The 25,036-nt window shown below is 66.5% G+C and carries 28 protein-coding genes; 18 read left to right on the top strand and 10 right to left on the bottom strand.

The window, feature by feature from the left end; translation table 11 throughout:
• From AC1D2K_RS02310 to hppD, 4 genes are all read left to right on the top strand, one after another.
• A partial coding sequence (locus tag AC1D2K_RS02310; RefSeq protein ID WP_478085993.1) for a response regulator transcription factor occupies window positions 1-576 on the top strand: 576 nt, incomplete at its 5' end.
• Between the two features lie 84 nt (window positions 577-660).
• On the top strand, window positions 661-1,791 hold the full coding sequence (locus AC1D2K_RS02315; protein ID WP_478085995.1) for a site-specific integrase: 1,131 nt from the start codon (window positions 661-663) through the stop codon (window positions 1,789-1,791).
• Entirely contained in the window at window positions 1,788-2,000 is a 213-nt protein-coding gene (locus AC1D2K_RS02320; RefSeq protein WP_478085996.1) for a hypothetical protein, read from the top strand. The genes AC1D2K_RS02315 and AC1D2K_RS02320 overlap by 4 nt, the downstream gene beginning before the upstream one ends.
• Window positions 2,001-2,022: 22 nt before the next feature.
• Entirely contained in the window at window positions 2,023-3,132 is a 1,110-nt protein-coding gene (gene hppD / locus AC1D2K_RS02325) for a 4-hydroxyphenylpyruvate dioxygenase (RefSeq protein ID WP_478085997.1), read from the top strand.
• Between the two features lie 64 nt (window positions 3,133-3,196).
• Here hppD and AC1D2K_RS02330 read toward each other — a convergent pair whose 3' ends face one another.
• On the bottom strand, window positions 3,197-4,084 hold the full coding sequence (locus tag AC1D2K_RS02330) for a TauD/TfdA dioxygenase family protein (RefSeq protein WP_478085999.1): 888 nt from the start codon (window positions 4,082-4,084) through the stop codon (window positions 3,197-3,199).
• Between the two features lie 97 nt (window positions 4,085-4,181).
• On the opposite strand from AC1D2K_RS02330, the gene AC1D2K_RS02335 reads away from it, so the two are divergent.
• Window positions 4,182-5,084 carry a LysR family transcriptional regulator gene (locus AC1D2K_RS02335; RefSeq protein ID WP_478086000.1) on the top strand — a complete coding sequence of 301 codons (903 nt, stop codon included), beginning with the start codon at window positions 4,182-4,184 and terminating at the stop codon, window positions 5,082-5,084.
• 136 nt (window positions 5,085-5,220) lie between these two features.
• Here AC1D2K_RS02335 and AC1D2K_RS02340 read toward each other — a convergent pair whose 3' ends face one another.
• From AC1D2K_RS02340 to AC1D2K_RS02360, 5 genes are all read right to left on the bottom strand, one after another.
• The gene (locus tag AC1D2K_RS02340) at window positions 5,221-5,802 is read right to left on the bottom strand and encodes a hemerythrin domain-containing protein (protein WP_478086002.1); all 582 of its coding nucleotides are present in this window, start codon (window positions 5,800-5,802) and stop codon (window positions 5,221-5,223) included.
• Between the two features lie 189 nt (window positions 5,803-5,991).
• Window positions 5,992-7,107: a CaiB/BaiF CoA transferase family protein gene (locus AC1D2K_RS02345; RefSeq protein WP_478086004.1), complete on the bottom strand. Its 1,116-nt coding sequence runs from the start codon at window positions 7,105-7,107 to the stop codon at window positions 5,992-5,994.
• Window positions 7,104-8,090 carry a Bug family tripartite tricarboxylate transporter substrate binding protein gene (locus AC1D2K_RS02350; protein WP_478086006.1) on the bottom strand — a complete coding sequence of 329 codons (987 nt, stop codon included), beginning with the start codon at window positions 8,088-8,090 and terminating at the stop codon, window positions 7,104-7,106. Before AC1D2K_RS02350 ends, AC1D2K_RS02345 begins: the two co-directional genes overlap by 4 nt.
• Window positions 8,091-8,145: 55 nt before the next feature.
• Window positions 8,146-9,309, bottom strand: a complete 1,164-nt coding sequence (locus tag AC1D2K_RS02355; RefSeq protein WP_478086008.1) for an acyl-CoA dehydrogenase family protein — start codon at window positions 9,307-9,309, stop codon at window positions 8,146-8,148.
• An 18-nt stretch (window positions 9,310-9,327) separates the two neighbouring features.
• Complete coding sequence (locus AC1D2K_RS02360; RefSeq protein ID WP_478086010.1) at window positions 9,328-10,881, bottom strand: AMP-binding protein; 1,554 nt, start codon at window positions 10,879-10,881, stop codon at window positions 9,328-9,330.
• A gap of 97 nt (window positions 10,882-10,978) precedes the next feature.
• On the opposite strand from AC1D2K_RS02360, the gene AC1D2K_RS02365 reads away from it, so the two are divergent.
• The 4 genes from AC1D2K_RS02365 (at window position 10,979) to AC1D2K_RS02380 (ending at window position 14,055) form a co-directional block, all read left to right on the top strand.
• Entirely contained in the window at window positions 10,979-11,908 is a 930-nt protein-coding gene (locus AC1D2K_RS02365; RefSeq protein WP_478086012.1) for a LysR family transcriptional regulator, read from the top strand.
• A gap of 80 nt (window positions 11,909-11,988) precedes the next feature.
• Complete coding sequence (locus AC1D2K_RS02370; RefSeq protein ID WP_478086013.1) at window positions 11,989-12,510, top strand: hypothetical protein; 522 nt, start codon at window positions 11,989-11,991, stop codon at window positions 12,508-12,510.
• On the top strand, window positions 12,507-12,998 hold the full coding sequence (locus AC1D2K_RS02375; protein WP_478086014.1) for a cupin domain-containing protein: 492 nt from the start codon (window positions 12,507-12,509) through the stop codon (window positions 12,996-12,998). The genes AC1D2K_RS02370 and AC1D2K_RS02375 overlap by 4 nt, the downstream gene beginning before the upstream one ends.
• A 22-nt stretch (window positions 12,999-13,020) precedes the next feature.
• Window positions 13,021-14,055, top strand: a complete 1,035-nt coding sequence (locus AC1D2K_RS02380) for an L-idonate 5-dehydrogenase (protein WP_478086016.1) — start codon at window positions 13,021-13,023, stop codon at window positions 14,053-14,055.
• A 66-nt stretch (window positions 14,056-14,121) separates the two neighbouring features.
• Here the strand turns inward: AC1D2K_RS02380 and AC1D2K_RS02385 are convergent, their stop codons facing one another.
• The 3 genes from AC1D2K_RS02385 to AC1D2K_RS02395 all read right to left on the bottom strand — a co-directional run bounded on the left by AC1D2K_RS02385 (window position 14,122) and on the right by AC1D2K_RS02395 (window position 16,089).
• The gene (locus AC1D2K_RS02385; protein WP_478086017.1) at window positions 14,122-14,637 is read right to left on the bottom strand and encodes a DUF1697 domain-containing protein; all 516 of its coding nucleotides are present in this window, start codon (window positions 14,635-14,637) and stop codon (window positions 14,122-14,124) included.
• Between the two features lie 14 nt (window positions 14,638-14,651).
• Window positions 14,652-15,263, bottom strand: a complete 612-nt coding sequence (locus AC1D2K_RS02390; protein WP_478086018.1) for a LysE family translocator — start codon at window positions 15,261-15,263, stop codon at window positions 14,652-14,654.
• 61 nt (window positions 15,264-15,324) lie between these two features.
• On the bottom strand, window positions 15,325-16,089 hold the full coding sequence (locus tag AC1D2K_RS02395) for a FadR/GntR family transcriptional regulator (RefSeq protein WP_478086020.1): 765 nt from the start codon (window positions 16,087-16,089) through the stop codon (window positions 15,325-15,327).
• Window positions 16,090-16,188: 99 nt separating this feature from the next.
• Between AC1D2K_RS02395 and AC1D2K_RS02400 the strand changes: the two genes are divergently transcribed.
• From AC1D2K_RS02400 to AC1D2K_RS02415, 4 genes are all read left to right on the top strand, one after another.
• On the top strand, window positions 16,189-16,875 hold the full coding sequence (locus AC1D2K_RS02400; protein WP_478086021.1) for an RraA family protein: 687 nt from the start codon (window positions 16,189-16,191) through the stop codon (window positions 16,873-16,875).
• Window positions 16,876-17,439: 564 nt separating this feature from the next.
• Window positions 17,440-18,237 carry a class I SAM-dependent methyltransferase gene (locus AC1D2K_RS02405; RefSeq protein WP_478086022.1) on the top strand — a complete coding sequence of 266 codons (798 nt, stop codon included), beginning with the start codon at window positions 17,440-17,442 and terminating at the stop codon, window positions 18,235-18,237.
• 19 nt (window positions 18,238-18,256) lie between these two features.
• On the top strand, window positions 18,257-18,775 hold the full coding sequence (locus tag AC1D2K_RS02410; protein WP_478086024.1) for an O-acetyl-ADP-ribose deacetylase: 519 nt from the start codon (window positions 18,257-18,259) through the stop codon (window positions 18,773-18,775).
• 104 nt (window positions 18,776-18,879) lie between these two features.
• Window positions 18,880-19,470: an NADPH-dependent FMN reductase gene (locus tag AC1D2K_RS02415; protein ID WP_478086025.1), complete on the top strand. Its 591-nt coding sequence runs from the start codon at window positions 18,880-18,882 to the stop codon at window positions 19,468-19,470.
• A 74-nt stretch (window positions 19,471-19,544) separates the two neighbouring features.
• Here AC1D2K_RS02415 and AC1D2K_RS02420 read toward each other — a convergent pair whose 3' ends face one another.
• Entirely contained in the window at window positions 19,545-20,051 is a 507-nt protein-coding gene (locus AC1D2K_RS02420; RefSeq protein WP_478086027.1) for a CinA family protein, read from the bottom strand.
• A 96-nt stretch (window positions 20,052-20,147) separates the two neighbouring features.
• On the opposite strand from AC1D2K_RS02420, the gene AC1D2K_RS02425 reads away from it, so the two are divergent.
• The 5 genes from AC1D2K_RS02425 to AC1D2K_RS02445 all read left to right on the top strand — a co-directional run bounded on the left by AC1D2K_RS02425 (window position 20,148) and on the right by AC1D2K_RS02445 (window position 25,032).
• The gene (locus AC1D2K_RS02425) at window positions 20,148-21,614 is read left to right on the top strand and encodes an ABC transporter substrate-binding protein (protein WP_478086029.1); all 1,467 of its coding nucleotides are present in this window, start codon (window positions 20,148-20,150) and stop codon (window positions 21,612-21,614) included.
• 90 nt (window positions 21,615-21,704) lie between these two features.
• Window positions 21,705-22,586 carry a branched-chain amino acid ABC transporter permease gene (locus AC1D2K_RS02430; protein ID WP_478086031.1) on the top strand — a complete coding sequence of 294 codons (882 nt, stop codon included), beginning with the start codon at window positions 21,705-21,707 and terminating at the stop codon, window positions 22,584-22,586.
• Window positions 22,587-22,589: 3 nt separating this feature from the next.
• Window positions 22,590-23,564, top strand: coding sequence for a branched-chain amino acid ABC transporter permease (locus AC1D2K_RS02435; RefSeq protein WP_478086033.1), 975 nt, complete (start codon window positions 22,590-22,592; stop codon window positions 23,562-23,564).
• The gene (locus AC1D2K_RS02440) at window positions 23,561-24,313 is read left to right on the top strand and encodes an ABC transporter ATP-binding protein (RefSeq protein WP_478086035.1); all 753 of its coding nucleotides are present in this window, start codon (window positions 23,561-23,563) and stop codon (window positions 24,311-24,313) included. The genes AC1D2K_RS02435 and AC1D2K_RS02440 overlap by 4 nt, the downstream gene beginning before the upstream one ends.
• Complete coding sequence (locus AC1D2K_RS02445) at window positions 24,313-25,032, top strand: ABC transporter ATP-binding protein (protein WP_478086037.1); 720 nt, start codon at window positions 24,313-24,315, stop codon at window positions 25,030-25,032. The genes AC1D2K_RS02440 and AC1D2K_RS02445 overlap by 1 nt, the downstream gene beginning before the upstream one ends.
• Window positions 25,033-25,036: the final 4 nt, after the last annotated feature.

Below are 25,036 nucleotides of genomic sequence, written 5' to 3' on the forward strand. Positions count from 1 at the left end.
CCACCAAGGTGGCGATGGGCGGGCTCCACTTCGGCGACGGCTTCAGGTTCTGAGCACGCTGCGCGCCTTCCCTTTCGGGCAATCGAATTGCCCCTCGACCGGGTTTCCTTGCGAACGCCAGCGCGCAATGATCGAAGCGGCTTTTCGGCGGAACGCGCGATTCCGATCGGCCGCTTCACGGACACCCCGATGACACTGATCCCGACCGGCGTGGTACTTGTGGTGGAGGACGACGACAGCATGCGCCAGGCGATCCAGCGCCTGCTGAACGCGGCCGGATGGAAGACAGTGGCGTATGCGTCGGCGGAGGCGCTCCTGGCCGAGGGATCGATCGCAAAGGCCGCCTGCATCGTCAGCGACTTCAAGCTGCCCGCGATGTCCGGCCTGGAATTGCTGACGGAATTGCGCACGCGCGGACATGGGCCTCCAGTCATCGTGGTCACGGCGCATGACGCGCCGCAGGTGCGTATCGACGCGATGCGCCGCGGCGCGTCGGGCTATCTGTCGAAGCCGTTTCGCGGCAAGGACCTGCTGGATGCCATCGATGTGGCCGTGCAGTCCAACCCCGTGTCCTGATTGCGGCGCCCCGATGTCGAGGAAGATCCGCAGGACTCTTCTTCCAGGCCCTGCCCCTCTGGTCTATGCTGCATCTCAAGCAACATGCCGCACACCATCGCCGCCTCCTCCGAAGCTCGCCTGCCCTGGCTTCAGAATCCCGTCGAAGCCCATCGGCAGTGGCGCTCGACCCTGAGCTGGAAGAAGGCCTCCGACAGCGCCGGCGCCGATGCGCCGCGCTACACCGCGCACAGCAACGAGCTCTATCAATCGTTCTGGGGCAAGTTCTGCCGCTGGCTCGCCGCCCGGTCGCTGCGGCTCGACGAGGTCCGGCAGGCCCATGTCGAGTCCTTTCTCGACACCCTGCGCGGACGCGACGATGCGCCCGCCAGCGTGCGCACCATGCGCACCTACCTGGCGGAGATCCACCGCGTCTTCACGCACCTGCACGCCACCGGCGTCCTCGCTTCGAACCCGGCATCGGTGGTGCTCGACCGCAAGCGGCGACAGCCCGAGACCCGTTTCGAGACCGATCCCCCGCTGCCGCCCGGCCCGACCTTCCTGGCGGCCTACGAACGGATGGCCGCCGAGCTCTTCGAGGAAGAGTCGCGCCAGCTCCCCAGCGGCTGGACGCCGGCGCGCAACCTGGCGCTGCGCCTGGTGGTGGCCGAGTGCGGGCTGAAGCTGTCCGAAGTCTGCAAGCTGATCCCGCGCAACATCACGATCCAGGCGGACGGCAGCGTGGTCATCCGCTCGCCGGGCCACCGGCAGGTCGAGGCGCGCACGCTGGTCGGCCCCCCGCATCTGGGGCAGGCGCTGCAGCAGTGGCTCGAGGCCCGCAGCACGCTGCGGGTGGTGCGGACGCGGCGCGAGCGCGACGAGCACGCCCGGGTCTCCAATCGCCTCTTCCTCGGCCAGGCCGACATGGTGCAGTCGGCCGAACTGATCGGCGGCGGCCTGGGCGCTGCCTGCAGCCCCGTGGCACCGGACCTGGCCGAGCGCGTGGTCACGAGCTGCGTGAAGCGCACGCTCGATGTGCTGGGCCACGAAGCGGCCTTCCATGGCCCGCAGTTCGTGCGCAACGCCTATGCCGCGCGGCTCATACAGGGCGGAATGAGCGATGCCGAGGTCTCGGAACAGCTCGGCATGAAGACGACTTTCACCGCGCGGGCGATCCGCGGCAAGGTGCAGCCGGCGGTGGAGTCGGCGTCGACGTCGCGGGCTGGTTCGCGGTGATCGGCCCGGCGAAACTGCCACCGGCCGAGGTCAAACGGTTGCACACTGCGGTGGTGGCGGCCTTCAACATGCCCGAGACCAGGGAGGCCATGGCCAAGCAGGAGAACATCATCAACCCGATGAGCCCCGAGGCCTCGGCCCAGTTCTTCAAGACCGAGCAGGAGCGCTACGCCCGGCTGGTCAGGAAGGCCAACATCACGGCCGAATAGGCCGCATCTTCGGAGCACGCACATGACCGATCTGTTCGAGAACCCGATGGGACTGATGGGCTTCGAGTTCGTCGAGTTCGCCTCGCCCACGCCGAACCTGCTCGAGCCCTTCTTCGAGAAGCTCGGCTTCAGCCTGGTGGCGCACCATCGCTCGAAGGACGTGGTGCTGTACCGCCAGGGCGACATCAACTTCATCGTCAACCGCGAGCCGAACAGCCCGGCGGCCTACTTCGCGGCCGAGCACGGCCCCTCGGCCTGCGGGCTGGCCTTCCGCGTCAGGGACTCGCACCAGGCCTACGCGCGCGCCCTCGCGCTCGGGGCCCAGCCGGTGGAGATCGCCACCGGCCCGATGGAGCTGCGGCTGCCCGCGATCAAGGGCATCGGCGGTGCGCCGCTGTACCTGATCGACCGTTTCGAGGACGGCAAGTCGATCTACGACATCGACTTCGAATTCATCGCCGGCGTCGACCGGCATCCGGCCGGCCACGGCCTGAAGATCGTCGACCACCTGACGCACAACGTCTACCGCGGCCGCATGGCCTTCTGGGCCGGCTACTACGAGAAGCTCTTCAACTTCCGCGAGATCCGCTACTTCGACATCCAGGGCGAATACACCGGCCTCACCTCGAAGGCGCTGACCGCGCCCGACGGCAAGATCCGCATTCCGCTGAACGAGGAATCCTCCAAGGGCGGCTCGGGCCAGATCGAGGAGTTCCTGATGAAGTTCAATGGCGAGGGCATCCAGCACATCGCGCTCCTGAGCGAGGACCTGATCTCGACCATCGACCAGCTCGGCCTGGCCGGCGTGCCCCTGATGACCGCGCCCAACGACATCTACTACGAGATGCTCGAGCAGCGGCTCCCCGGCCACGGCCAGCCGATCCCCGAACTGCAGGCGCGCGGCATCCTGCTGGACGGCAGCACCGGGGGCGGCAGYCCGCGCCTGCTGCTGCAGATCTTCTCCGAGACCGTCTTCGGGCCGGTGTTCTTCGAGTTCATCCAGCGCAAGGGCGACGACGGGTTCGGCGAGGGCAACTTCAAGGCGCTGTTCCAGTCGATCGAACGCGACCAGGTGCGCCGCGGCGTGCTGAAATCGGACCGCCCGGAGCCCCCGGCTCCAACTGCCACCTAGACCATCGACCGCCTTGGCCGGAGGAGCTTCGAATCTCCGGGCCCGTCGCCTCGACGCAAGTGCATCAATGCGCCGCCTCGCTTGGCTCTTGAACGCCGCGCGGCATCGTCTGCTGTCGCGACAAATCCTGGAACGGCCGCCCGCCGGCGAGGGTGATCCGGTGCAATACACGGCGAAAGCCGTGATAGTCGTTCACCGGGTTGTGTTGGACCGCGCGGTTGTCCCAGAAGGCGATGCAGTCCGTCTGCCAGGACCATCGACAGGTGAACTCCGGCTTGACCTGGTGCTCGAAGAGAAAGCGCAGCAGCGGCGCGCTCTCGGCCTCCGTGAGTCCTTCGATGCCGTCGGTGTGCGCGACATTCACATACAGCGCCTGCTCTCCCGTCTCGGGATGGGTGCGCACGACGGGATGCCTGGAGACGAACTCCCGGGCCACCCTTTCGTTGCCGTCGCTGCGGATGCGGTCTTCGCGCGTCTTCGAGACATCCGCCTTGGCCGAACTGGCGATGCCCACCAGGCCATTCAGCAGGCGCTTCATCGTGTCTGAGAGGGCCTCATAGGCCAGCACCTGGTTTGCGAACATCGTGTCGCCTCCATAAGGGGGCACCTCCCTGGACAACAGCATCGTGCCCATGGGCGGTTCGTCCAGATAGGCCGTGTCCGTGTGCCAAACGCCCCCGAAGTTGACGCGCTCGTGCGCCAGCTTCTTGACTTCGATGATCTCGGGATGGCCTTCGATCCCCTTGACGAACGGATATTCGACCGGCTTGCCGAAGGCGCAGGCGAAGCGCAGGAATTCCTCGGGACTGAGCGGTTGTCCGCGCAGGAAGACGACCTTGTGCGCGAGGAACGCCGCGCGCAACTCGGCGGCCATGCCCTGGCTCAGAGGGCGGCGCAGGTCCAGGCCGAGCACTTCAGCGCCGAGCGCGCCGGCGATTCGCTTGACTTCCACAGAGGCTCCACTCGGAAAGAACTATCAGAGGCCGGATCGTAGGCCTGTACGATCCATCAACACAAATCAAATAATCTGAGCGATTGTTCAATTTTCGATGAAGATCAACTTCAAGCTCCTTTCGACATTTCTTGCCGTTGCCGAGCACGCCAGTTTCCGCAAGGCGGCTGAACAGATGCACTTGTCGCTGCCGGCGGTGAGCATGCAGATCCGCCAACTGGAAGAACGCCTGGGCGTTGCGCTGTTTCATCGCACCACGCGCAGGGTCGAACTCACGCGCGAGGGGGAGCAGTTGATGATCAGTGCCCGCAAGGCGATGGCCGAATTGGACGATGCACTCGCGGGCCTCCAGTTGGTCGCCGACATGCAGCGGGGCCAGTTGACCTTCGCATGCGTTCCCACGGTGGCGGGCACGCGCCTGCCCGGGTTGCTGACGAAATTCGCGCAGCGCCATCCCGGCATTTCCGTGCGTGTGCGGGAGTTGGCCCAGCCGGACCTGCTGGAGGCGGTGCGCCGGGGCGAAGTCGATTTCGGCATCGGCCCCCAGCCCTTGAAGCCGGGCACCCTGCACAGTCGGCCCCTGTTCGACGACGACTACATGGCGCTCGTGTCCGCCGATCACCCGGCGGCGCAAAAGAAAGGGATCTCGCTGCGCGAACTCGCGCGCTCGCCGCTGCTGACGCTCGGAGAATCGGAGTTCCGCAGGCAGCTTCTCGAAGCCCTGTCGGCGGAAGGCCTTGCGTGCGAACTGAACTACGAGTTCACCCACGTGAGCACGACGGTGGCGATGGTGGAGGCCGGGCTGGGCGTCGGCATTCTGCCCGCCGTGGCGGTGCCTTCGCATGGCACCCTGAAGGCCATCCGCATCATGCGCCCAGCCATGAGGCGAACGATCGCCATCATTACAGTGCGGGGGCACGCGCTGTCGCCATCGGCTCTGCGCTTCGTGGAGATGTGTGACCTGCTGGTGCCGCCGCACTCGAACCGCGCCAGCGGCTAGTGCGGACCGTCACCGAGCTCAAGACTGGCGAGACCGTCTACTCCGGGATCGGGCCGGGGCGAATCCGAACCCGCCCTCTACCGGCCGTCCGTAAAGGTGCAAGGACAGCCCTCTGCTCCCGCTCGTTGGCCGCCCCTCAACCCGCGCCCAGGCCGATCGGTGCGGGAACCGCATTCACGATCCGGGTGAAGAGCGCGCCGTAGTCCGGCTCCGGCTCGCAACCGGTGAGCGGATCGCGATTGGCGCTGAAGGCCCGGTCGAGCTCGCTCCAGTCTTCGTCCGTCAGCACTTTCTCTGCCAAGGGAAGGATTTCGCGCTCTTCCATCGCCATGTGGGCCAGGTAGAAGTCGACATAGCGCTCGACCGCCTGCTCGAAGGCTTGACGACGGGCCTCGCCCATCATCTCGAAGCCGAGCAAGGCATGTTCGACTTCCCGGATCTTTCGCTCGCCGCGCGCATGGTCGTCGTCCAGCCGGTCGAGCAGTTCGCGCGAGATCGGCGTCCGCGCGCGCATCTTCGGGAACAGCAGCTCGGACTCCTTGCGGTGGTGCCGCTTCTCGGGAAACTCGTCGACATAGAAGAGCATCGCGCGCAAGGCGCCGAAATCCGGCAGCGTGCCCTGTCGGCGGTGCTGGGCCAGCAGCAGGACGATGGAGCGCAGCATGGCGGAAAGCGCCGAATGCTCATCGCGGATGATTCTGATTGTGGTGTGTGTCATTGCGGGCACTCCGGAGGGGATGGCCGTAGCCTCTCACCTCCGCGCCGCCCCGACCTTGCGGCAGATCAATACATGCGCTCGAATTGCGGACAAGGCGCAAAGGCGCGGACGGGCCGCCCAAGGCGGCTTGCGCCCCCTCGGGGGGCAGCGACCCCACGAAGCGAGGCAGCGTGGGGCACTGCACCCTCGTCAAGCCTTCAGGACCGACTCCGTGTGCTCGCCAAGCGCGGGCACCCCCTCCGGCGCGTCCGGCAGGCCGGCAGAGAACTTCACCGGAAAGCGCACCGAGATCCGGCCTTCCTCGGGGTGCTGCCGCACCATGTCGCGGGCGATCAGTTGCGCATCCTCGAACAGCTCCGCGGCGCCCAGCACCGGGGAGAAGGGAACGTCGGTGCCGGCGAAGCGATCGCCCCATTCGGCCAGCGTCTTGCCCGCGAACACCTGCACCATGAGGCTGTTGACCTCCTGCTTGTGCTTCTGCCTTTGCGGCCGCGTCGCGAAACGCGGATCGCGCAAGGCGGGAAATTCGTCGCCCAGCACCTCGCACAGGTTGACCCAGAACTTGTTCTCCAGGATGCCCATCGCCAGGTGGCGGCAATCCAGGGTTTCGAACAGGTCGTTCTCCGGCATCACCGTCGGCGAGTCGATCAGCCGGTCCGCGGGAATGCCGCGCGCGGCCCAGGCGCCCTGCGCCGTCCACGACGTCACGGCATCCAGAATCGACACGTCCAGGTGCTGCCCCCGGCCGTTCTGACGGGCGCTCATGATCGCCACGCTCAGCGACAGTGCGGCATAGCCCGAGGCGGCAAAGTCCGAGATGCGCGCGCGTGGCCGCGACACCTTGTCGTGCACCTGCACCGGCACCGCCCAGTAGCCCGACAGGGCCAGGTAGTTCAGGTCATGGCCCGCATCGGCCGCCAGCGGACCGGTCTGGCCGAAGCCCGAGATCGAGCACAGCACGATGGACGGGTTGACCTCCGCCAGGGCGTCGTAGCCCAGACCCAGCCGCTGCATCACGCCCGGGCGGAAGCCTTCGATCACCGCATCGGCGCGCTTGACCAGGTCCAGGAAGTCCGCCTTTCCTTCGGGCGACTTCAGGTCCAGGGCGACCGATCGCTTGCCGCGATTGAACTGGGCGAACACCGCCGGCCCGAGCAGGCGCGAGGTATCGCCGGTGTCCGGGTTCTCGATCTTGATCACGTCCGCGCCCAGCTGCGCGAGCAGCGACGCCGCGTGAGGCCCGGGCAGCAACTGGCTGACATCGAGGATCGTCACATCCTTCAGGCACGACCATTCCGGTTTCATCGTCCGTCCACCTTCAAGCCAATGGTCCTGATCAGATCACCGAAGCGCTTGTCCTCGGCGATCACGAATTTCTGGAACTCCGCCGGCGAGCCATCAGGGCGGAGCTCGGAGCCCATGGTCTTCACCAGCTCATCCATCGCACCCGAGCGCAAGATGGCGCCGATCTCCCTGGACAGGCGATCGACGATCGGCGCCGGCGTCCTGGCGGGCGCGAAAACCCCCGACCAGCTGTTCAACGAGAAGCCGGGAGGCAGCGCCTCTGCCAGCGTCGGCACCTCGGGCAGCGAAGGCGACCGCTTGTCGCTGGTGACGGCCAGCGCACGCAGCTTGCCGTTGTTGACGAACGTCAATGCCGTCCCCAGGATGGGCATGCCGAATTGGGTCTGGCCCGACAGCTGGGACGAGACGATGTCCGGCGCGCCCTTGTAGGGGACGTGCAAGGCCGTCGTGCCGGTATCCCTGAGCAGTTGCTCGACCGCCAGGTGGGCGATGCTGCCATTGCCGCCGGAGCCGTAAGCCATCCCGCCCGGCTTCGCCTTCAGCGCGGCGATCAAGTCCTGGGCCGTGCGTATGGGCGAAGACGCGGGAACCGTGAGCAGCGAAGCCCCGCCGCCCAGCATCGAAATGGCCACGAAATCCGCCGCCAGGTCGTAGGGCGGCGTGCGGAACGTATGCACGGTGATGGCTTGCGTGTTGGCGAACAGGCCCAGGGTATAGCCGTCAGGGGTGGCGCGCTTCAGGGCCGATGCGCCGATGGAGCCGCCGGCGCCGGGCATGTTCTCGACCACCATCGGCTGGCCCAGCCGCGCCGTCAGGGCGCTGCCGAGCGCCCGCGCCCAGATGTCCGGTGTGCTGCCCGGCTGGAACGGCACCAGCATCCGGATGGGCCGGTCCGGATAGGCGTCCGCGGCCCAGCTGGCGTGCGATGCGAACAGTGCCGCCGCTGCGCCGCCGGCCGCCTGCAGGAAGCGTCTCTTGTTCATGTCTTGTCTCCTTGTGAATTGAAGGTTGCGCGGGCGCTTGGTGCGCCTCTTTCACTCACGCTTCCAGAATGACGCGGGCGATCGTGTTGCGCTGAATCTCGGAGGTGCCCGTGACGATGCGGAACATGCGCAGCTTGCGGAACACGTGCTCCACCGGATGGTTCTTCGTCACGCCGACGTTGCCGTGGATCTGCACCGCCTTGTCGGCCACCTCGAAGCAACGTTCGGACACGAACAGCTTGCAGGCCGCGGCCTCCATGCGGATGTCGGCGCCGCGATCGGCCAGCAGCGCGGTGTTCAGGATCATGCTTTCGCACGCCCACAAGGCCGCGGCCATGTCGGCGAGCATGTGCTGGATCGCCTGGAAGCGCGCGATCGGGCCACCGAACTGCTGGCGGGTGCGGGCGTATCCCAGAGACAGCTCGTAGACGTGGCGCGCCATGCCCAGCATCGTCGGGCAGTGCAGCAGGCGGTTCACGTTGATGCGCGCCATGCCGAGCTTGAAGCCGTTGCCGTAGCCGCCGAACACGTTGCGCACCGGCACCCGCACGTTCTCGAAGATGATGTCGGCGTCGATGTGCTGGCCGGACATCGGAAGATAGGCCTGCTCCAGGCGCACGCCGGGCGAATCCAGCTCGACCAGAACCGCCGTCACCCCCTTGGGTGTGCTGTCGGGATCGGTCACGCACTGGACGATCGCGAAGTCGGCGAAAGGCGAACCGCTGATGTAGTGCTTGTGGCCGTTGATGACAAGCTCGTCGCCATCGAGCACCGCGCGGGTGGTGATGCTGTTGGCGTCGGATCCGGAGTGGGGTTCGGTCATCGCGAAGCAGGTGCCCTTCTCGCCGCGAATGACCGGCAGGAAGAAGCGCTCCATCTGATCGGGCGTGGCGTACTTCAGCATGTTGCCCACGCGCGGCGGACCGCTCAGGTCGCCCAGCACATGGGCGCCCAGCAACGCACCGGACCTGGCGATGTCCAGCTTCAGCAGGCACTGGTCCAGGACGCTCAGGCCGGCGCCGCCCATCTCGGGCGGCAKGCAGATCGGCAGCAGGCCCGCTTCGCTCGAGCGGCGCCAGATGCGATGCAGGACCTCGCGCGGCCACGGGTCCTCGGGGCCGAGGTCGAGCTCTTTCTCGATCGGGAGGACCTCGTCCTGGATGAAGCGGGCAAGACGCTCGCGAATCTCGGCGAGCTGGGGGCTGGCAAGGTGTTCCATCTGTCTCTGTTCCTCGGTTCAGTTGACGCGGCGTTCCACGTCGGTCCAATAGGGCTCGCGCACCAGCTTGCGCGCGATTTTTCCGCTCGGGTTCTTCGGCAGCTCGGCCGCGAATTCGATCGTGCGCGGGGACTTGTAGTCGGCCAGGCGCTCGCGGCAGAAGGCCATCAGCTCGGCGGCCGTGGCCGTGGCGTCCCCCCTCAGGCAGATGACCGCCTTCACGCTCTCGCCCCATTGCGCATCGGGCACGCCCACCACGCAGGCCTCGAAGACCGCGGGGTGCTGGTAGAGCGCGGCTTCCACTTCGGTCGGGTAGACGTTGAATCCGCCCGAAATGATCATGTCCTTCTTGCGGTCCACCAAGTAGATGAAGCCCTCCTCGTCCACCCGCGCCAGGTCGCTGGTGTGGAACCAGCCGTCGACCAGCACCTCGGCCGTGAGCTCCGGCGCGCCCCAGTAGCCCTTGAAGACGTCTTCGCCGCGCACCACCACTTCGCCGATCTCGTCGCCGGAGACCTCTTCGCCGCGCTCGTTCACCACCCGCACATCGGCCTCGACGTGGGGTCGCCCGCAGGATGCCAGGCGCTCGGGACGGTGGGCGATCGCGTGCGCGTGGTCTTCGATGGACAGGCGTGCCACGCCGGACGTGGTCTCGCTGCCACCGTAGCCTTGCGAGAGGATCGGACCGAAGCAGGCCCAGGCTTCCCGGATTCGCGTGGGTGCCATCGGCGCTGCGCCATAGGCGATGGAGCGCAGGCTGGACAGGTCGTAGCGCCCGATCGCCGGATGCGCCAGCGCCATGTTGATCATCGCCGGGACCATGAACACGTGCGTGATGCGCAGTTCCTGCACCGCCGCCAGGAAGGGCTCGACCTCGTACTTGTCGAACACCACCAGCGTGCCGCCGCCGTGCAGGACCGGTTGGATCAGCATGCCGGTGGCGTGCGTCATCGGGCCGAGCAGCGCGAGCCGGTCGCCCCGCCCTATCCGCACGTCGCTGCCGATGAGGAACTTGCGAAGGCTGGCCCGGCGATTGCCGAAGCTCTGCATCGCGGCCTTGATCCTGCCGGTGGAGCCGGACGAGAAATGGAGCACGGCGATATCGTCCGGATCGATGTCGACCACCGGTGCGACCGGGGACGCACGGGCCAGCAGCGCCTCGTAATCCAGGTAGCCGGGACGTTCGCCAGCCAGCGAAATCATCGCGCGCACCGACTCGAAGCCGGGCGTGGACGGGGTGTGGCCGGTGAAGCCTTCCCCGGCGATCAGCACGGCCGGCGTGCAGTCGGCCATGACTTCCGACACCTCGGTGGCGGTGTAGCGCGGATTGAGCGCGGCCTTGGTCAGGCCCGCCTGGTACAGCGCGCACTCGATCTCCACGAGTTGCGCGCAGTTGCGCGCATGGATGGCCACGCGATCGCCCTTCTGGAGCCCGAGCGCCAGCAGCGCGTTGGCCAGGCGACAGGAGCGCTCGTGCAGCGCCGCATAGGTCACGATGCGGCCGTTGTGGATGACGGCGGGCCGTTGGCCCCAGTAGCGGGCGCCGCGTCGGATATGCAGGTTCAGATCCATGGTTTGTCTCTCGGTGTGCGGAAGGTCTTGGGCCAGTTTCTCCACTTGCACGCATGCCAACAATCAACCAAACTGGCACAAGACATAACCAACAGGAATGCCTTTGCAGATCCAGGACTTTGAATACCTTCTGGCGGTCGCCGAGCACGCGAGCATCGGCCGGGCTTCACAGGCGCTGGGAATCAGCCAGCCCGCCTTGACCAAGGCCGTGCACCGCATCGAAACGGACGCCGGCCTGCAGCTCTTCACCCGGCACGCCAAGGGGGTTCTGCTCACCGAAGCCGGCCGCTCGTTCCTGCACCGTGGCCGCAAGATCTGGCTCGAGTACGGCGACGCGATGCGCGAGATGCAGCAGATGCGCACCGGCCAGCTGGGCCAGCTGCGCGTCGGGTTCAGCCCTTCGGTCTCCGAGGAACTGGTGGTCACGGCCTTCTGGCAGCTCATCCAGGAGCGCCCGGCCGCCAGGCTGCAGCTGCGCGAGCGGCTGATCAGCGAACTGATCGAGATGCTGCTGGCCGGCACCCTGGATCTGATTCTTGCCCCGGCGAGCGAGACCGCGACGACGCAGGGCCTGAGCTTCCAGTCGCTCTACGCCGATCGATTCCATGTGGTGAGCGATCGCAACCATCCGCTGCAGGGGCGCGGGACGCTCTCGCTGCACGATCTCGCCCGGGAGCAATGGATCCTGCCGGGCACCCACGTGCGCGTGCGCCAGTGGATCACCGCCGAGTACCGCAAACGGGGCCTGGAAGGGCCGGACGTGCGCGTGGAGGCGGAGTTCGGCCGGGTGTCGATGTGGCCGCTGGCGCGGAACTCCCCCCTGCTCACGCTCTGCAGCGTCGCCGGCCTGACCGAGGCCCGCCGACACGGGCTGGAGGTCCTGCCGGCGCCGGAGCTGGAGATCGCGCGGGACATGGGGGTCATCGTGCGCGCCGGCGCCTGGCAGTCGCCGCTGGCCGAAAGGCTGACGGCCTTGCTGCGCGCCAATGCAAGCGCCGAGCAGGGGAATCGACCCGCCCCCGCGTGAGCGGATGGCGCGGCCTCGCCCGCGCATTGCCCGACGCTCGCAAAGCTCCTACATTCGAATGGTGCGATTTCCAGGCCTGGATGGAAACGCCGCTGCACCCGGGTGCGGGGTTCGTGCAAGTCGTGTTCCTGAGGAGCAGCCATGAGAATGCAGGCTTGCGTTGCGGTGTGGCCCGGGCCATGAGAGAGAAGATCATCCAGGGACTTGGCGCGCTTGTCGGCGCCCTGTTGTCATGGCCCACGGTCTCCAGGTACCTGGGCACGCTGCCCGCCTACCACACGGTCGAGCTGTTCGGAGCCGGCGCCGGTTTCATTCTGGGGCTCTTCCTGCAAACGACGAAGGTGGTGCAGAAGACCATCGCGCCGTGGCACAGCGGGTGGAAATTCATGCTGCTGTTGCTGGCCGTCGCCGCCTGGCTGTACCTGAACTACGACTTGTACCGCCAGTACCAGCTCTTCGGGGCGGCTCCGGGGGACATGACACCGGAACGACTGGCGAAGGCACAGTTCGCTGTCGGCACCCTGGCGGTGATCTGGGCGGCGCCGCTGGCCTGCATCGGCGCTGCGATTGCCGAAGCCCTCGACCGCAAGTTCCGATCGTGAATCCCGGCAAGATCCCGCATTCCGTTTTTTCCACACCACGAAGGATTGACATGACAGACCCCTCGACCATCCAAGTCGGCCAGCTGACCATTCGCTATCTCGTGGACGGGTCGCAGGCCGGCCGCGTCGGCATGTTCGAGCTCACAGTGCCGCCCGGCTCGAACGTGCCGCCGCCGCACAGTCATACGCAGAACGACGAATGCATCTATGTCCTGGAGGGAACGTTGCGATACTCCGTCGATGCCGAAACGCGCGACCTCGCAGCCGGCGCGACGATGTTCAGTCCCAAGGGCAGCGTGCATCAGTTTTCGAATCCCTTTGGAACGCAAGCCCGGGCACTGGTCGTGCAGTCACCGGATATCGGCGCCCAGTACTTTCGCGATGTCGGCGCGGTGGTCAACACCGGAGGACCACCGGACAAGGCGGCGCTGGTTGCCGTCATGAGCCGCTATGGACTGGTCCCGGCCGCGCCGCCCGGCGCCCGGTGACTGACGACGTGAGAGTCCGGATATGGAAGCCCTCGTCATCCACGCCCCCGGCGACCTGCGCGTCGAAGAATTCGAAACCGCCGAACTCGGCTCCGATCAATTGCAGGTCCGGGTTCGCTGCGGCGGCATCTGCGGCTCGGATMTGCACTACTACCAGCATGGCGGCTTCGGCGCCATCCGCATCAAGGAGCCGATGGTGCTCGGCCATGAGGTCGCCGGCATGATCGAGGCGGTGGGCGCCGGCGTCACGAGCTTCAGTCCCGGCGAACGCATCGCCATCAGCCCGAGCCGGCCGTGCGGCGTTTGCCGCTACTGCCAGCAGGGCCTGCAGAACCATTGCCTCGACATGCGCTACTACGGCAGCGCCATGCGCACGCCGCACGTGCAGGGCGCGTTCCGCCAGCAGATCGTGGTCGAGACCCACCAGGCCCACCGGCTGGCCGATTCGGTCAGCGATGGCGAAGGCTCGATGGCCGAGCCGCTGGCGGTGGCGCTGCACGCGGTGCGACGTGCCGGCTCCCTGCTCGGCAAGCGCGTGCTGGTCACCGGCTGCGGGCCGATCGGTGCACTGGCGATCATCGCCGCGCGGCGCGCAGGCGCCGGCCACATCGTCGCCACCGACGTCGGAGCGCACACGCTGGGCAAGGCGCTCAAGGTCGGCGCCGACGAGATCGTCAACGTGGCGGAAGCGCCCGACGGCCTGGCGCGCTTCACGGCCGACAAGGGCAGCTTCGACGTGCTGTTCGAGGCCAGCGGCAATGTCCGTGCGCTGGTCGGCGCCTTCGATGCGCTGCGCCCGCGCGGCATCATCGTGCAGCTCGGGCTGGGCGGCGACATGACGCTGCCGATCAACACCCTCGTGGCCAAGGAATTCGACCTGCGAGGCGCGTTCCGCTTCCACGAGGAATTCGCGGTCGCGGTGGAACTGCTCAACAAGGGGCTGGTGGACGTGAAGCCGCTGATTTCGGCCACGTTGTCGTACCGCGACTCGGCCCGCGCCTTCGCGCTGGCGGCCGATCGCTCGCAGGCCATGAAAGTGCTGCTGAACTTCGACTGAGCGCGGCCGCGCGGTTCCGCGCATGGCGTGATCCCGAACACCCACGCCCCGACGAAGGGCCGGCGTTCAGGCTGCGGCACATTTCCTGACCGTGTCCCAGGTGCGGGTCGTCACGCCGGTGCCGAAGGTCTTCTCGATCAACGTCATGAACACCGGGCCGCGCGGGTTCGGAACGTACGCGGTGAAGACTTCCCGGCCCTGGATGGCGAGCACGCACGCGCCGTCGACCTCGAGCGGAAGCGAGAGCTTGGCCTCGGGAGGCTGGCGCAAGAACGTGACGACGCGCTTGGCGTTCGTCGACAGCTGAAGTGCGGCGAACGGGTCCGCGTCGAACAGCCCACGAAGATCATCGGCGGAGCGCACGATGGAAAGAAAGGTCCGGCCGAGCTGCTGCGCCATCGCCGCTTCGGCCTTGCGTTCAAGTGCCGCCTGCGACGCGGCACGCGCGTTGAACGCGACATTGCCGCTGGACAGCACGGTCTTGATGTCGGTGAAGCCGGCGCTTTCGAAGCAGCGCTTCAGCGCCGGCATCTTGGCGTTCATGGGGCTCACACCGCGGAGGAATGCAACATAGCGGGGCATCGGTCATCCACCGTTCAGCCACGCAGGGGCAGCGCGACACCGATCGCCACGAACACCCCGCCGCAGGCCTGGTTGAAGCGCCGCCCGACGCGGCGCAGCCACGGACTGATGCGATGCGCCATGCTGGCGATGACCGCCTCGGTCGCGATTTCGATCGCCGCGAAGGTCCCGGCCATGATGACGAACTGGATGAACAGGCTGCGGGTGGGATCGATGAACTGAGGCAGGAAGGCGGCGAAGAACAGCAGCCCCTTGGGATTGGTCAGGGCGGAGAGCGCGCCTTGCTGGAACAGCGACCAGCCCGGCCGGGCCTGCGCCGAAGCTTGAAGCTCGAGGCCGATCGGGGGCGAGCGCCAGACCTGGACGCCGAGCCAGACGAGGTACGCACCGCCCAGCCACTTCATGACGGTCAGCCACACCAGCGACGCCTGGAGCAGCGCGCCGATGCCGAACATCGAGAGGGCCACGACGGCGACGAAGCCGAAGGCTCCGCCGAAGATGGTGTAGAGCGCCTTGCGCCGACCGTGCAGGGCCCCGTGCGTGAGCGCCAGCAGCCCGTTGGGTCCGGGCGACAGCGACAGGCCGATGGCGGCCAGGAGGTAGATGAGCCAGGTGTTGCGGTCCATGGCGCTCGATGCTGACGGGCGCGCCCTCCCGGGTCAAGAGGGCCGAATCATCGAGCCAAGGTCAATCCCGGCGGGGACGGGGCGCCCGGCGGCCGGCGCTGCGCTCGCGCTTCGGCCCGGCCAGCACGCGGAGCGCGGCGTTCATGTGCGCGCGCATCGACGCCTCCGCGCCGCAGTCGTCGCCATCGCAGATCATGGCGACCATCTCCGCATGGCTGTCCTGGACCCGTTGCAGGCTCGCCTCGGTCTTGCGCTGCTCCATGCCCTGGCGCGACTGCGATTCGAGCGAACTGCGGATCGAGCCGATCATCTGCCAGAGCAGAAGGTTGCCGCTGGCGCGGGCGATCTCGATGTGGAGTTCGGTGTCGAGCGCCGCATAGGCGGCCGGGTCGCGCAGCCGGGCCTGCATCTGCACCACCAGCGCAGACATGCGCTCCATGTGTTCGGGCGTCCGGCGCCGCGCCGCGAGAGTCGCCGCCCGGCTTTCCAGGCTGGCCCGCACCTCCATCAGATCCTCGGTGGAATTCTCGAGCACCTGCAGCGCCCGCGAAAAATAGACATTCAGCGCGGAAGCGTCCAGGTCGCGGCGAATCACGGGGCTTTTGCCGTTGGCGATCTCCACCACGCCCATGCCCTTGAGCGTGCGCAAGGCCTCGCGCACCACGGGCCGGCTGACGCCGAGCACCTCGGCCAGCCGGGCCTCGCCGGGCAGGGCCGCGCCAGGCCCGAGCTGCTCCTGCTCGATGTGCCGAAGCAGGCTCTGCACGGCCTGCTCGGTCAATGAGGTGCGGTCGAGCTTGCCCAGGACAAAAGGATGTGGATGCATGTGAATCGCCGATGGTGCCAACCTATCATATAGGTATAAAGGTTGTCGTCTGCCGCTCGTGCCGGTTCAATCGGCCGATCGATCAGAAAGAGGCAAGCCATGTGGAAAGACGACGACGAGCTGTTCACGCTGATGAAGACCCGCCTGTTTCCCGCGGTGGTGGGGGACATCCTCGACACCATGGGCCTGACGCGGCAGTTCCTGCCGCCGGCCATCCGGCCGGTCGCGCGGTCGATGGTGATCGCGGGCCGCGCGATGCCGGTGCTGGAAACCAATTGCTTTTCGCGCGCCGAGCCCGAAGGCAAGACGGCGCTGAGCCAGCAGCCGTTCGGCCTGCTGTTCCATGCGCTGGACGACCTGAAGCCCCATGAGGTCTATGTCGCCACCGGCTGCGCGCCGCAGTTCGCGCTGTGGGGTGGACTGATGACCACCCGCGCCCTGCACCTGAAGGCGGCGGGCGCGGTGCTCGACGGCTACTCGCGCGACACCAGCGAAGTGCTGGAACTGGGCATGCCGGTCTTCTCGCTGGGCGGCTACTCGCAGGACCAGGGCCCGCGCGGCAAGGTGGTCGACTACCGGGTTCCGGTGGAGATCCAGGGCGTGCGGGTGCGTCCGGGCGATGTGGTCTTCGGCGACCAGGACGGCGTGCTGATCGTGCCGCGCGAGGCGGAGGTCGAAGCCCTCAGCCGTGCGCTGGAGAMGGTCAGCACCGAGAGCGCGGTGCGCACCGCGATCCAGAACGGCATGAGCACGGTCGAGGCCTTCAACCACTTCGGCGTGATGTAAGGGCGGCGCGGCACGCCGTGGCTCGCTGGGGCGGCGCGCCCGCGCGCCCCGCGCCAGGCCGCGCGCCGCTTCCCGATGGATTCCACCGCATGACACACACACTCCGCTCCGCCGCCTGGTTCGCCGGCGACGACAAGGACGCCTTCATCCACCGCAGCTGGATGAAGAACGCCGGGMTGCCCGACGACAGCTTCGGACGCGGGCACCCCGCCTCCCCCCCCCCCCGCGTTGACGATCCTTCTCCACCTCCAGCCCCTAGTGGGGGGAGAGCTTTGGACAAACGAAGGCATCACGCAATACGCCAATGGTGGGGTCCTCCCTCCGAGGAGGGAGAGGAGCAGCCGAGCCGTCCATCAGGCCCTGCGGGACGATGACGCGTGTGCGAGTGCGTGTGCGTGTGCGTGTGCCCGCCTGGCGGCGCGGCGAGGCGTTGATGCAGCTGTCGCGCGCATGAGCGCGGCGCAGGGGCCCAGGTCCGGCCGCGTTGCGGGCGAACGGGCTTGCCTTTGACACTGCGACGACTACAGTTCGTGCTGTCCGCGATTCGCGAACAAGGAAAACGGTATGAGCCAGGATCCGTTTGCAGAGCTGAAGCAGCGACAGCGGGAGATGTGGGCCTCTTTCGCCCCGACGGCCATGTTCACCACCCCGGTGGCGGGTCACCTCGTGAAGTTTGCGCACATCGCTCCGGACGAGGCCGTCCTCGACGTCGGCACCGGGACCGGCGTCGTGGCCATCACGGCCGCGCGGGCCGGCGCGCAGGTGCAGGCGCTGGACCTGACGCCCGAACTCCTCGAGCAAGCCCGCGAGAACGCCCGCATCGCCCAGCAAGAAGACATCGTATGGACCGAGGGCGACGCCGAGCAACTGCCCTACCCCGACGCGTCGTTCGACGTCGTGTTGAGCCAGTTCGGACACATGTTCGCGCCGCGCCCCGACGTCGTGATCGCGGAGATGCATCGCGTGCTCAAGAGCACCGGCCGGATCGCGTTCGCCACCTGGCCACCGGAGCACCTCATTGGCCGCCTGTTCGCCCTCGTGGGGCGCAATTCGCCGCCGCCGCCACCCGGGGCGGCGCCGCCTCCGCAGTGGGGCCATCCCGCGACGGTCGTGGAGCGCCTGGGCAAACGCTTCGACGCCCCCTTTTTCGAGCGCGGCACGATGGCTTTCCCTGCGCTCAGCATCGAGCACTACCGCTTGTTCATGGAGGTCGGGCCGATCCAGAAGCTGGTCGAAAGCCTCGCGGCCGATCCCGGGAAGCTCGCTGCGCTCCGGGCCGAGTTCGATGCCATGGTCTCCCTCCACTACGCCGACAACATCGTGCATCAGGACTACCTGCTGACGCGCGCCCAGGCACGCTGAGACGAATGGAACGACCCGCATGCCGGCAGCGTTGCGCGCGCTTCGAGCGGACATCACCCAGCTGACGGTCGACGCCATCGTCAACGCGGCGAACAATTCCCTCCTCGGCGGCGGCGGGGTGGATGGAGCCATCCATCGCGCGGCGGGGCCCGAGTTGCTGCTGGAATGCCGACTGCTGGAAGGCTGCCAGACCGGCGACGCCAAGCTCACCCGAGGCTATCGCCTGCCCGCCAAGTTCGTCATCCACACCGTCGGTCCCGTGTGGCATGGCGGTGCCCACGGCGAAGCCGAACTGTTGTCGTCCTGCTATCGGAAGTCACTGTCGCTCGCGGGCGAACAGGGCGCGCGAACAGTCGCGTTCCCGAGCATCAGCACCGGGGTGTACGGCTACCCGATCGAGCTCGCAGCGCAAGTTGCCGTGGCTGCCGTTCGAGCCGGCCTGGAACAAGGCTCGACCATCGAAGAGGTCATCTTCTGCTGCTTCTCGGCCGACGACCTGGCCGTCTATCAGGCGGTGCTCGCCGAGGGGTCGGCCTGACCCGGTCGAGGACCTTGGCTGGCGCCAGCCCCGATGTCGCTGGCGTCGATGCTGTAGTCTCCCATTCGATGGCCGGATACCTCCCGGTTTGAAACGGAGCGACGATGGGTGACAAGGTCCTGGTGTTCTATGGCTCCTACCGGTCCGACCGGATGGGCGTGCGTCTGGCGGACTACGTGGTCGCCGGCCTCAAGGCGCGAGGTGACGATGCGGAACTGGTGGACGCCAAGGCGGTCGACCTGCCCATGCTCGACCGCATGTACAAGGAGTACCCGTTGGGCACCGCCCCCGCGGCCATGGAAGCCCTGGCCGGGAAGATACGCGACGCGGATGCCTTCGTCTTCGTGACCGGGGAMTACAACTGGGGTCCGCAACCAGGCTTGAAGAATCTGACGGACCACTTCCTCGAGGAGTGGTTCTGGCGCCCGGCCGCCATCGCCAGCTATTCGGCCGGCCGGTTCTCGGGTGTCCGCTCGGGCACCATTTGGCATTCGATCCTGTCCGAGATGGGCATGGTCGTCGTTTCAAGCACGCTCGCCGTCGGCCCCATCTCGCAGACGCTGGATGCCGACGGGCGGCCCACCGGCAACGCCGGCGAAGCGCTCGAACGCTCCTTCGTTCGCTTCGCCGACGACCTGGCCTGGTGGACCGAGGCGGCGCGCGCACAGCGCGCGCGCAAGCCGCCGCCGTACTGACTGCTGGGAGCGTCGACGGTGCAGGAGGAGGTCGGGATTGCCCCGCGCTGCGCCAGCGACGGCGCCTCGGCTCCTCATCTTGGCGCGTCAGGCGCCTGCAAGACTTCATCGAACAACGCCAGCAACTGCCGCGCGAACAGGTCCATGTTCAGGACCCGGTCGCCTTCGCCGGTCTCGATGGTCTTCGCCCGCGTCACGTCGCCGGCGACTGCGACACACACGTGGCCGGGCGCATCCCCATACGGACTGCCCGACGGCCCGGCCGCACCGCWCTCGCCGAGCCCCCAGGTGGCGCGAAGCTGGCCGCGGATCCTGTTGGCGACGAGGGCCGCGTAGGGCTCGGTCTCCGAGCGCATGCCGACGACATCGGCGGCGCTCAGGCCCAGCAGCGCCCTGCCCGCGCGCCGCGTGTAGACGACGGCGCCGCCGAGGAAGAAGGCCGACGCGCCCGGGATGGCCAGCAGCGCGGCCGACACGAGGCCGCCGGCCGATGACTCGGTGACCGCCACCGTCTGGCCGCGCTCGCGCAAGTCGGCGCCGACGCGGGCGGCAAGGGTGGCGAGCGATGGCAGATCGGACATTCGGGACTCCAGGGGTGGGGCGTTGCAATACCCGCTTATAGCGCGAGCGGCCGCCCAACCTCCACGCCCGTCTCGGGACTGGCGGCCCGGACCGTCATGTCGCCGAGCGCTGCCAGGCTCTGCCGCGCAGCGTCCTGCAGCGCTTGGAAGAGGGTCAGGGACAACCCCTATCAAGTAATTTACCAGTTGGTCAATTACTTGATAAGATTTATCGAACGAGAAGTGAACACCCCGTCATTCTTCGGATGTGAACTCGAAGAAACCAACAGGGAATCGCCAGCCGCCGAGACAGTCCTTGCCCCACGAAAGAGCCCGAAAATGAATCACAGCTTTCAGTCCCGCCGCGACATCCTCAAGACCCTCGCGGTGGGCGGCTCACTTGCCGCCGGCGGCATGTCCCTGTCCCGCCTGGCGCACGCGCAGGCCGAGTCGATCCGTGTGGGGTTTCCAGTGCCGCTGACCGGCGCGTTCGCGGCGGAAGCGAAGGCTGTCGTGCGCGGCGCTGAATTGGCGATCAAAGAATTCAACGACGCCGGAGGCATGAACGGCAGGAAAGCCGAGCTTCTGGTGCGCGACGACAAGCTCAATCCCCAGGAAGCCGCCACCCGCACGATCGAGCTGCTTGACAAGGACAAGGCCCACTTCATCGTCGGCTCGGTGTCGTCAGCGGTACAGCTTTCCGTGAACAACGTGACCAAGCAGCGCAAGGTCATCTTCAATTCGATCAGTCAGTCCGACACCATCAACGAGGCCAGCGACTGGAGCCGCTACACCTTCCACGAATGCCTGAATCCGCACATGACGGCCGGCGCCGTCGCGCGCTATGCGATTCCGAAGCTTGGCAAGCGCGTGGTGTTCCTCACGGCCGACTACGCGTATGGCCAGGAGATGGTTCGCGGCTTCCAGACAGCAGGCAAGGCACTGGGCATGGACGTGCTCGCCGACATTCGCCATCCGCTGGGCCAGACCGACTTCTCCAGCTATTTTCCGCGCATCACGGGGCTCAAGCCCGACGTGCTGATCGTCTGCAATTTCGGTCGCGACCAGCAGATCGCCTTCAAGCAGGCCAACGATTTCGGGTTGAAGAAGCAACTGAAGATCATTGCGCCGCTGCTGATGCACAACGGCCGCATGGTCGACGGCCACAAGTCCTATGAAGGCATCATTGGCGGCACCGGCTACTACTGGGGCATGGAGTCTTCGTTGCCCTCGGCCAAGCGCTTCGACGACGCGTTCAAGGCCTTGCACGGGGGGGTCTACCCTACGGACTATGCGGGCCTCGGCTATGCCGGTGTGCGCAATGTGCTGGCGGCCGCCAAGGCGGCGGGCACGACAGACACCGAGAAAGTGGTCGACGCCCTCGCCGCCATGAAAGGCGATGTCTACAAGGGCAACGTCTATTTCCGCGCCTGCGACCACCAGGCCGTGCAGTCGGTGTTGATTGTCGAATCCAAGGCCCCGTCGGCCGCCGCGAACGACCAGGATATCTTCAAGATCCTGGCGACCGAGAACTTCGAAGAAGGCATGCTTCGCAGCTGCGCCGACCTGGGCCACAGGGCCTGATGCCTTTCGCCTGAGATCAAGGCGCTCGCGGGCTGCCTCCGGCGCCCTCGCCCGGCACTCGCTTCGGGCATCCAACTTTTGAATCCGGACATGGACATCACTTTCAACCTGATCGCCCAGCAGTTGGTCACAGGCCTGGCGCTCGGCTCGATCTACGTGCTGGTGGGCGTCGGCCTGTCACTGGTGTTCGGCCTGCTCACCGTCGTCAACTTCGCACATGGCGCATTCTTCATGGTGGGTGCGTATGTCGGCGTCTTCGTGTTCGCCCGTACTGGCAATTTCTGGCTGTGCATGGTGCTGGTCCCGCTGATCACCGGCGCCGTCGGCATGGTGGTGGAGCGCTTTCTGGTGCGTCCGCTGTACGGCCGGGGCATCGACTACCCCCTGCTGCTGACATTCGGCCTGGCCTACGTGATCATGGACCTGGTTCGCATGGCCTTCGGTGTGCAGGGCGAACAGTTCGATGCGCCCGAGATCCTGCAAGGCGCCGTGGACATCGGCGTCGGCATGTTCCCGATCTACCGCCTTTTCCTCATTGCCGTGACCGCCGTGGTGCTGCTGGCGCTGTGGCTGTTCCTCGAGAAGACCCGCTACGGCCTGATCGTTCGCGCCGGCGCCCGCGACCCGCTGGTGCTGCGCGTGCTGGGCATCAACATCGCCAGCGTCTGGCTGGCGATCTTCGGTGTCGGGACGGCGCTTGCCGGTCTGGCCGGACTGCTGGCGGCGCCCCTGCGCGGTGCTTCGCCCGAGATGGGCGTCCCGGTGCTGATCGAGGCCTTCGTGATCACGGTGGTTGGCGGCATGGGCTCGCTGGGCGGCGCCGTCGTGGCCGGTTTGCTCGTGGGCGTCGTCGTCAGTTTCACCACCCTGTTCCAGCCCGAGTTTGCAGAATTCTCGATGTTCGCCCTGATGGCGCTGATGCTGATCGTCAAGCCCAACGGCTTGTTCGGTCGGCGGGGTTTGATGAACTGAGCCATGACAAATACCGCTCTCCCCCCAGCCGCTGGAAAAACCGCGATCGCACTGGCGGCGCGTTATCCGGCGACGGCGGTCATCGCCGTCATGGCGCTGTTCCCCCTGGTGTTCCCGCTGTACTCACTGGCCATCAACATCCTGTTGTTCGGCCTGTTCGCGGCTGGCTACAACCTGACCTTCGGCTACACCGGCAAACTCTCGTTCGGCCATGCGGCGTTCTTCGGCGGTGGCGCCTATGGCTGCGGCATCCTCATTTCTGCCTACAGCGTCGCCTGGCCACTGGCGATGGTGTTCGGGATCCTGCTCGCCGGCTTCATCGCATTGCTGATGGGCCTTCTCGCCATGCGCACCCGAGGCATCTATTTCGCCATGGTGACGCTGGCACTGGCGCAGTGCTTCTACTTTCTGTTCTTCCACGCGACCTCGATCACCGGCGGCGACAACGGCCTGCGAGGTGTCAACGTCAACCAGGTCATGCTGGGCGGCCTGAAGATCGACCTGCTCCACCCGCTGGTCAAGTACTACTTCATGCTGGCCTTCGTTGCGCCGGCGATCTGGCTGATTGCCCGCATCCTGCGCTCGCCCTTCGGCGCGATCCTGGAAGCCCTGCGCGAAAACGAAAACCGGGCGCGAGCCTGCGGCGTGAATGTCGATCGCGTGCGGCTGTTGTCGCTGGTGGTGTCCGGAATGATCTGCGGACTGGCGGGCGCGCTCAGTGCGATCAACCTCTCGACCGTGTCCATCGACAGCATGTCCTACCACGCATCGGGCCAGGTCATGATGCTCACGCTGCTGGGCGGCATGGGCACCTTCTTCGGCCCCTTCGTCGGTGCCGGCATGTTTCTGGGGATCGAGCACATCGTCACCGGCGTGACTGAACGCTGGCAACTCATCGTCGGGGTCATCTTCATCGTTCTCGTGCTTTTCTTCCCCAAGGGAATCTGGGGCACCTTTCTCGCGTGGTACCGAAAATGAGCGATGCGCCACTTCTGAGCACACGCGGCCTGACCAAGATCTTCGGCGGCTTCACGGCCAATCAGGACGTCAGCGTCGACTTCCCGCGCGGCAAGCTCACCGCCATCATCGGCCCCAACGGGGCCGGCAAATCGACCTTCTTCAACATGGTCACCGGCTCGTTCGAGCCGACCTCTGGCAAGATCCTGTTCGGCGGCATCGACCTCGCCGGCCGCAAACAGCATGAGTTCGCGCGCATCGGAATCTCCAAGTCCTTCCAGATCACCAACCTCTTCCCCGCCCTGACGGTGCTGGAGAATGTCCGACTGGCGGTGCAGACGATGCACAGCACCTACAACCTGTGGGCGCCACGCAGCGCGCATGCCGAATGGGCCGACAAGGCCGAGGCCTTGCTGGAACTGGTCGAACTGCAGGACCGTCGACGCGAGCGTGCCGAGAACCTGGCGCACGGCGAGCAGCGCAGCCTGGAGATCGCGGTGGCGCTGGCCTGCGACCCGCAACTGCTGCTGCTGGACGAACCCACTGCCGGCATGAGCCCGGAAGAAACCACCGCCATCATGCGCCTGATCCTGAAGCTGTTGAAAGACTGCACCATCGGCATCGTGGAGCACAAGATGAAGCTGATCATGGGAATCAGCGACAGCATCATCGTGCTGCACCAGGGCAAGCTCCTCGTACAGGGCAGTCCCGACGAAATTCGCAGCAACGACGAGGTCAAGCGCGTGTACCTGGGCAAGGGGAATCATTGATGGCGGCACCGCTCCTTCATGTCGAGAAACTGAACGCCTGGTATGGCCGCAGCCACATCCTGCAAGGCGTCAGCTTTCAGGTGATGCCCGGTGAAGTCGTGGCCCTGATCGGCCGCAATGGCGCCGGGAAGACCACCACGATGAAGAGCGTCATGGGCCTGCTGGACCGTACCGAAGGCCAAGTGACCTTCGACCAGGTCGACTTGCAGCAACACCCCGCCCATCAACGGTTTTCCCATGGCCTGGCATTTGTGTTCGAAGAGCGCCGCATCGTGCCCGGATTGACCGTGATGGAAAACATCCAGCTGGGCGTGATCGCCTCGCCGGAGGGCCGTAGGCGCTCCCAGGATGTGATCGAGGAAGCTGCCGAAACCTTTCCCCGGCTCAAGGAACGCCTGCACCAGGACGCAGTGACCCTGTCGGGCGGTGAACAGCAGATGCTGGCCATCGCGCGCGCCATGGCGGCGCATCCCAAGATGGTCATGCTGGACGAGCCCAGCGAAGGCATCATGCCGAAACTGGTCGACGAGATGTTCGACTACTTTGGCGCTCTGAAGAAAAAGGGCGTGACCCTTCTGCTCGTCGAGCAAAGCGTGGAACATGCGCTGTCGATTGCCGACCGCGTCTACATCATGGACCAGGGCGAGATTGCGCATGAGGCCCGTGCGCAAGACTTCCTGGCCGATGCCGCGATGCAGGAAAAATACTGCTCTGTCTAGGGTG

It is taken from the genome of Variovorax sp. P1_H12_2 (assembly GCF_056405335.1).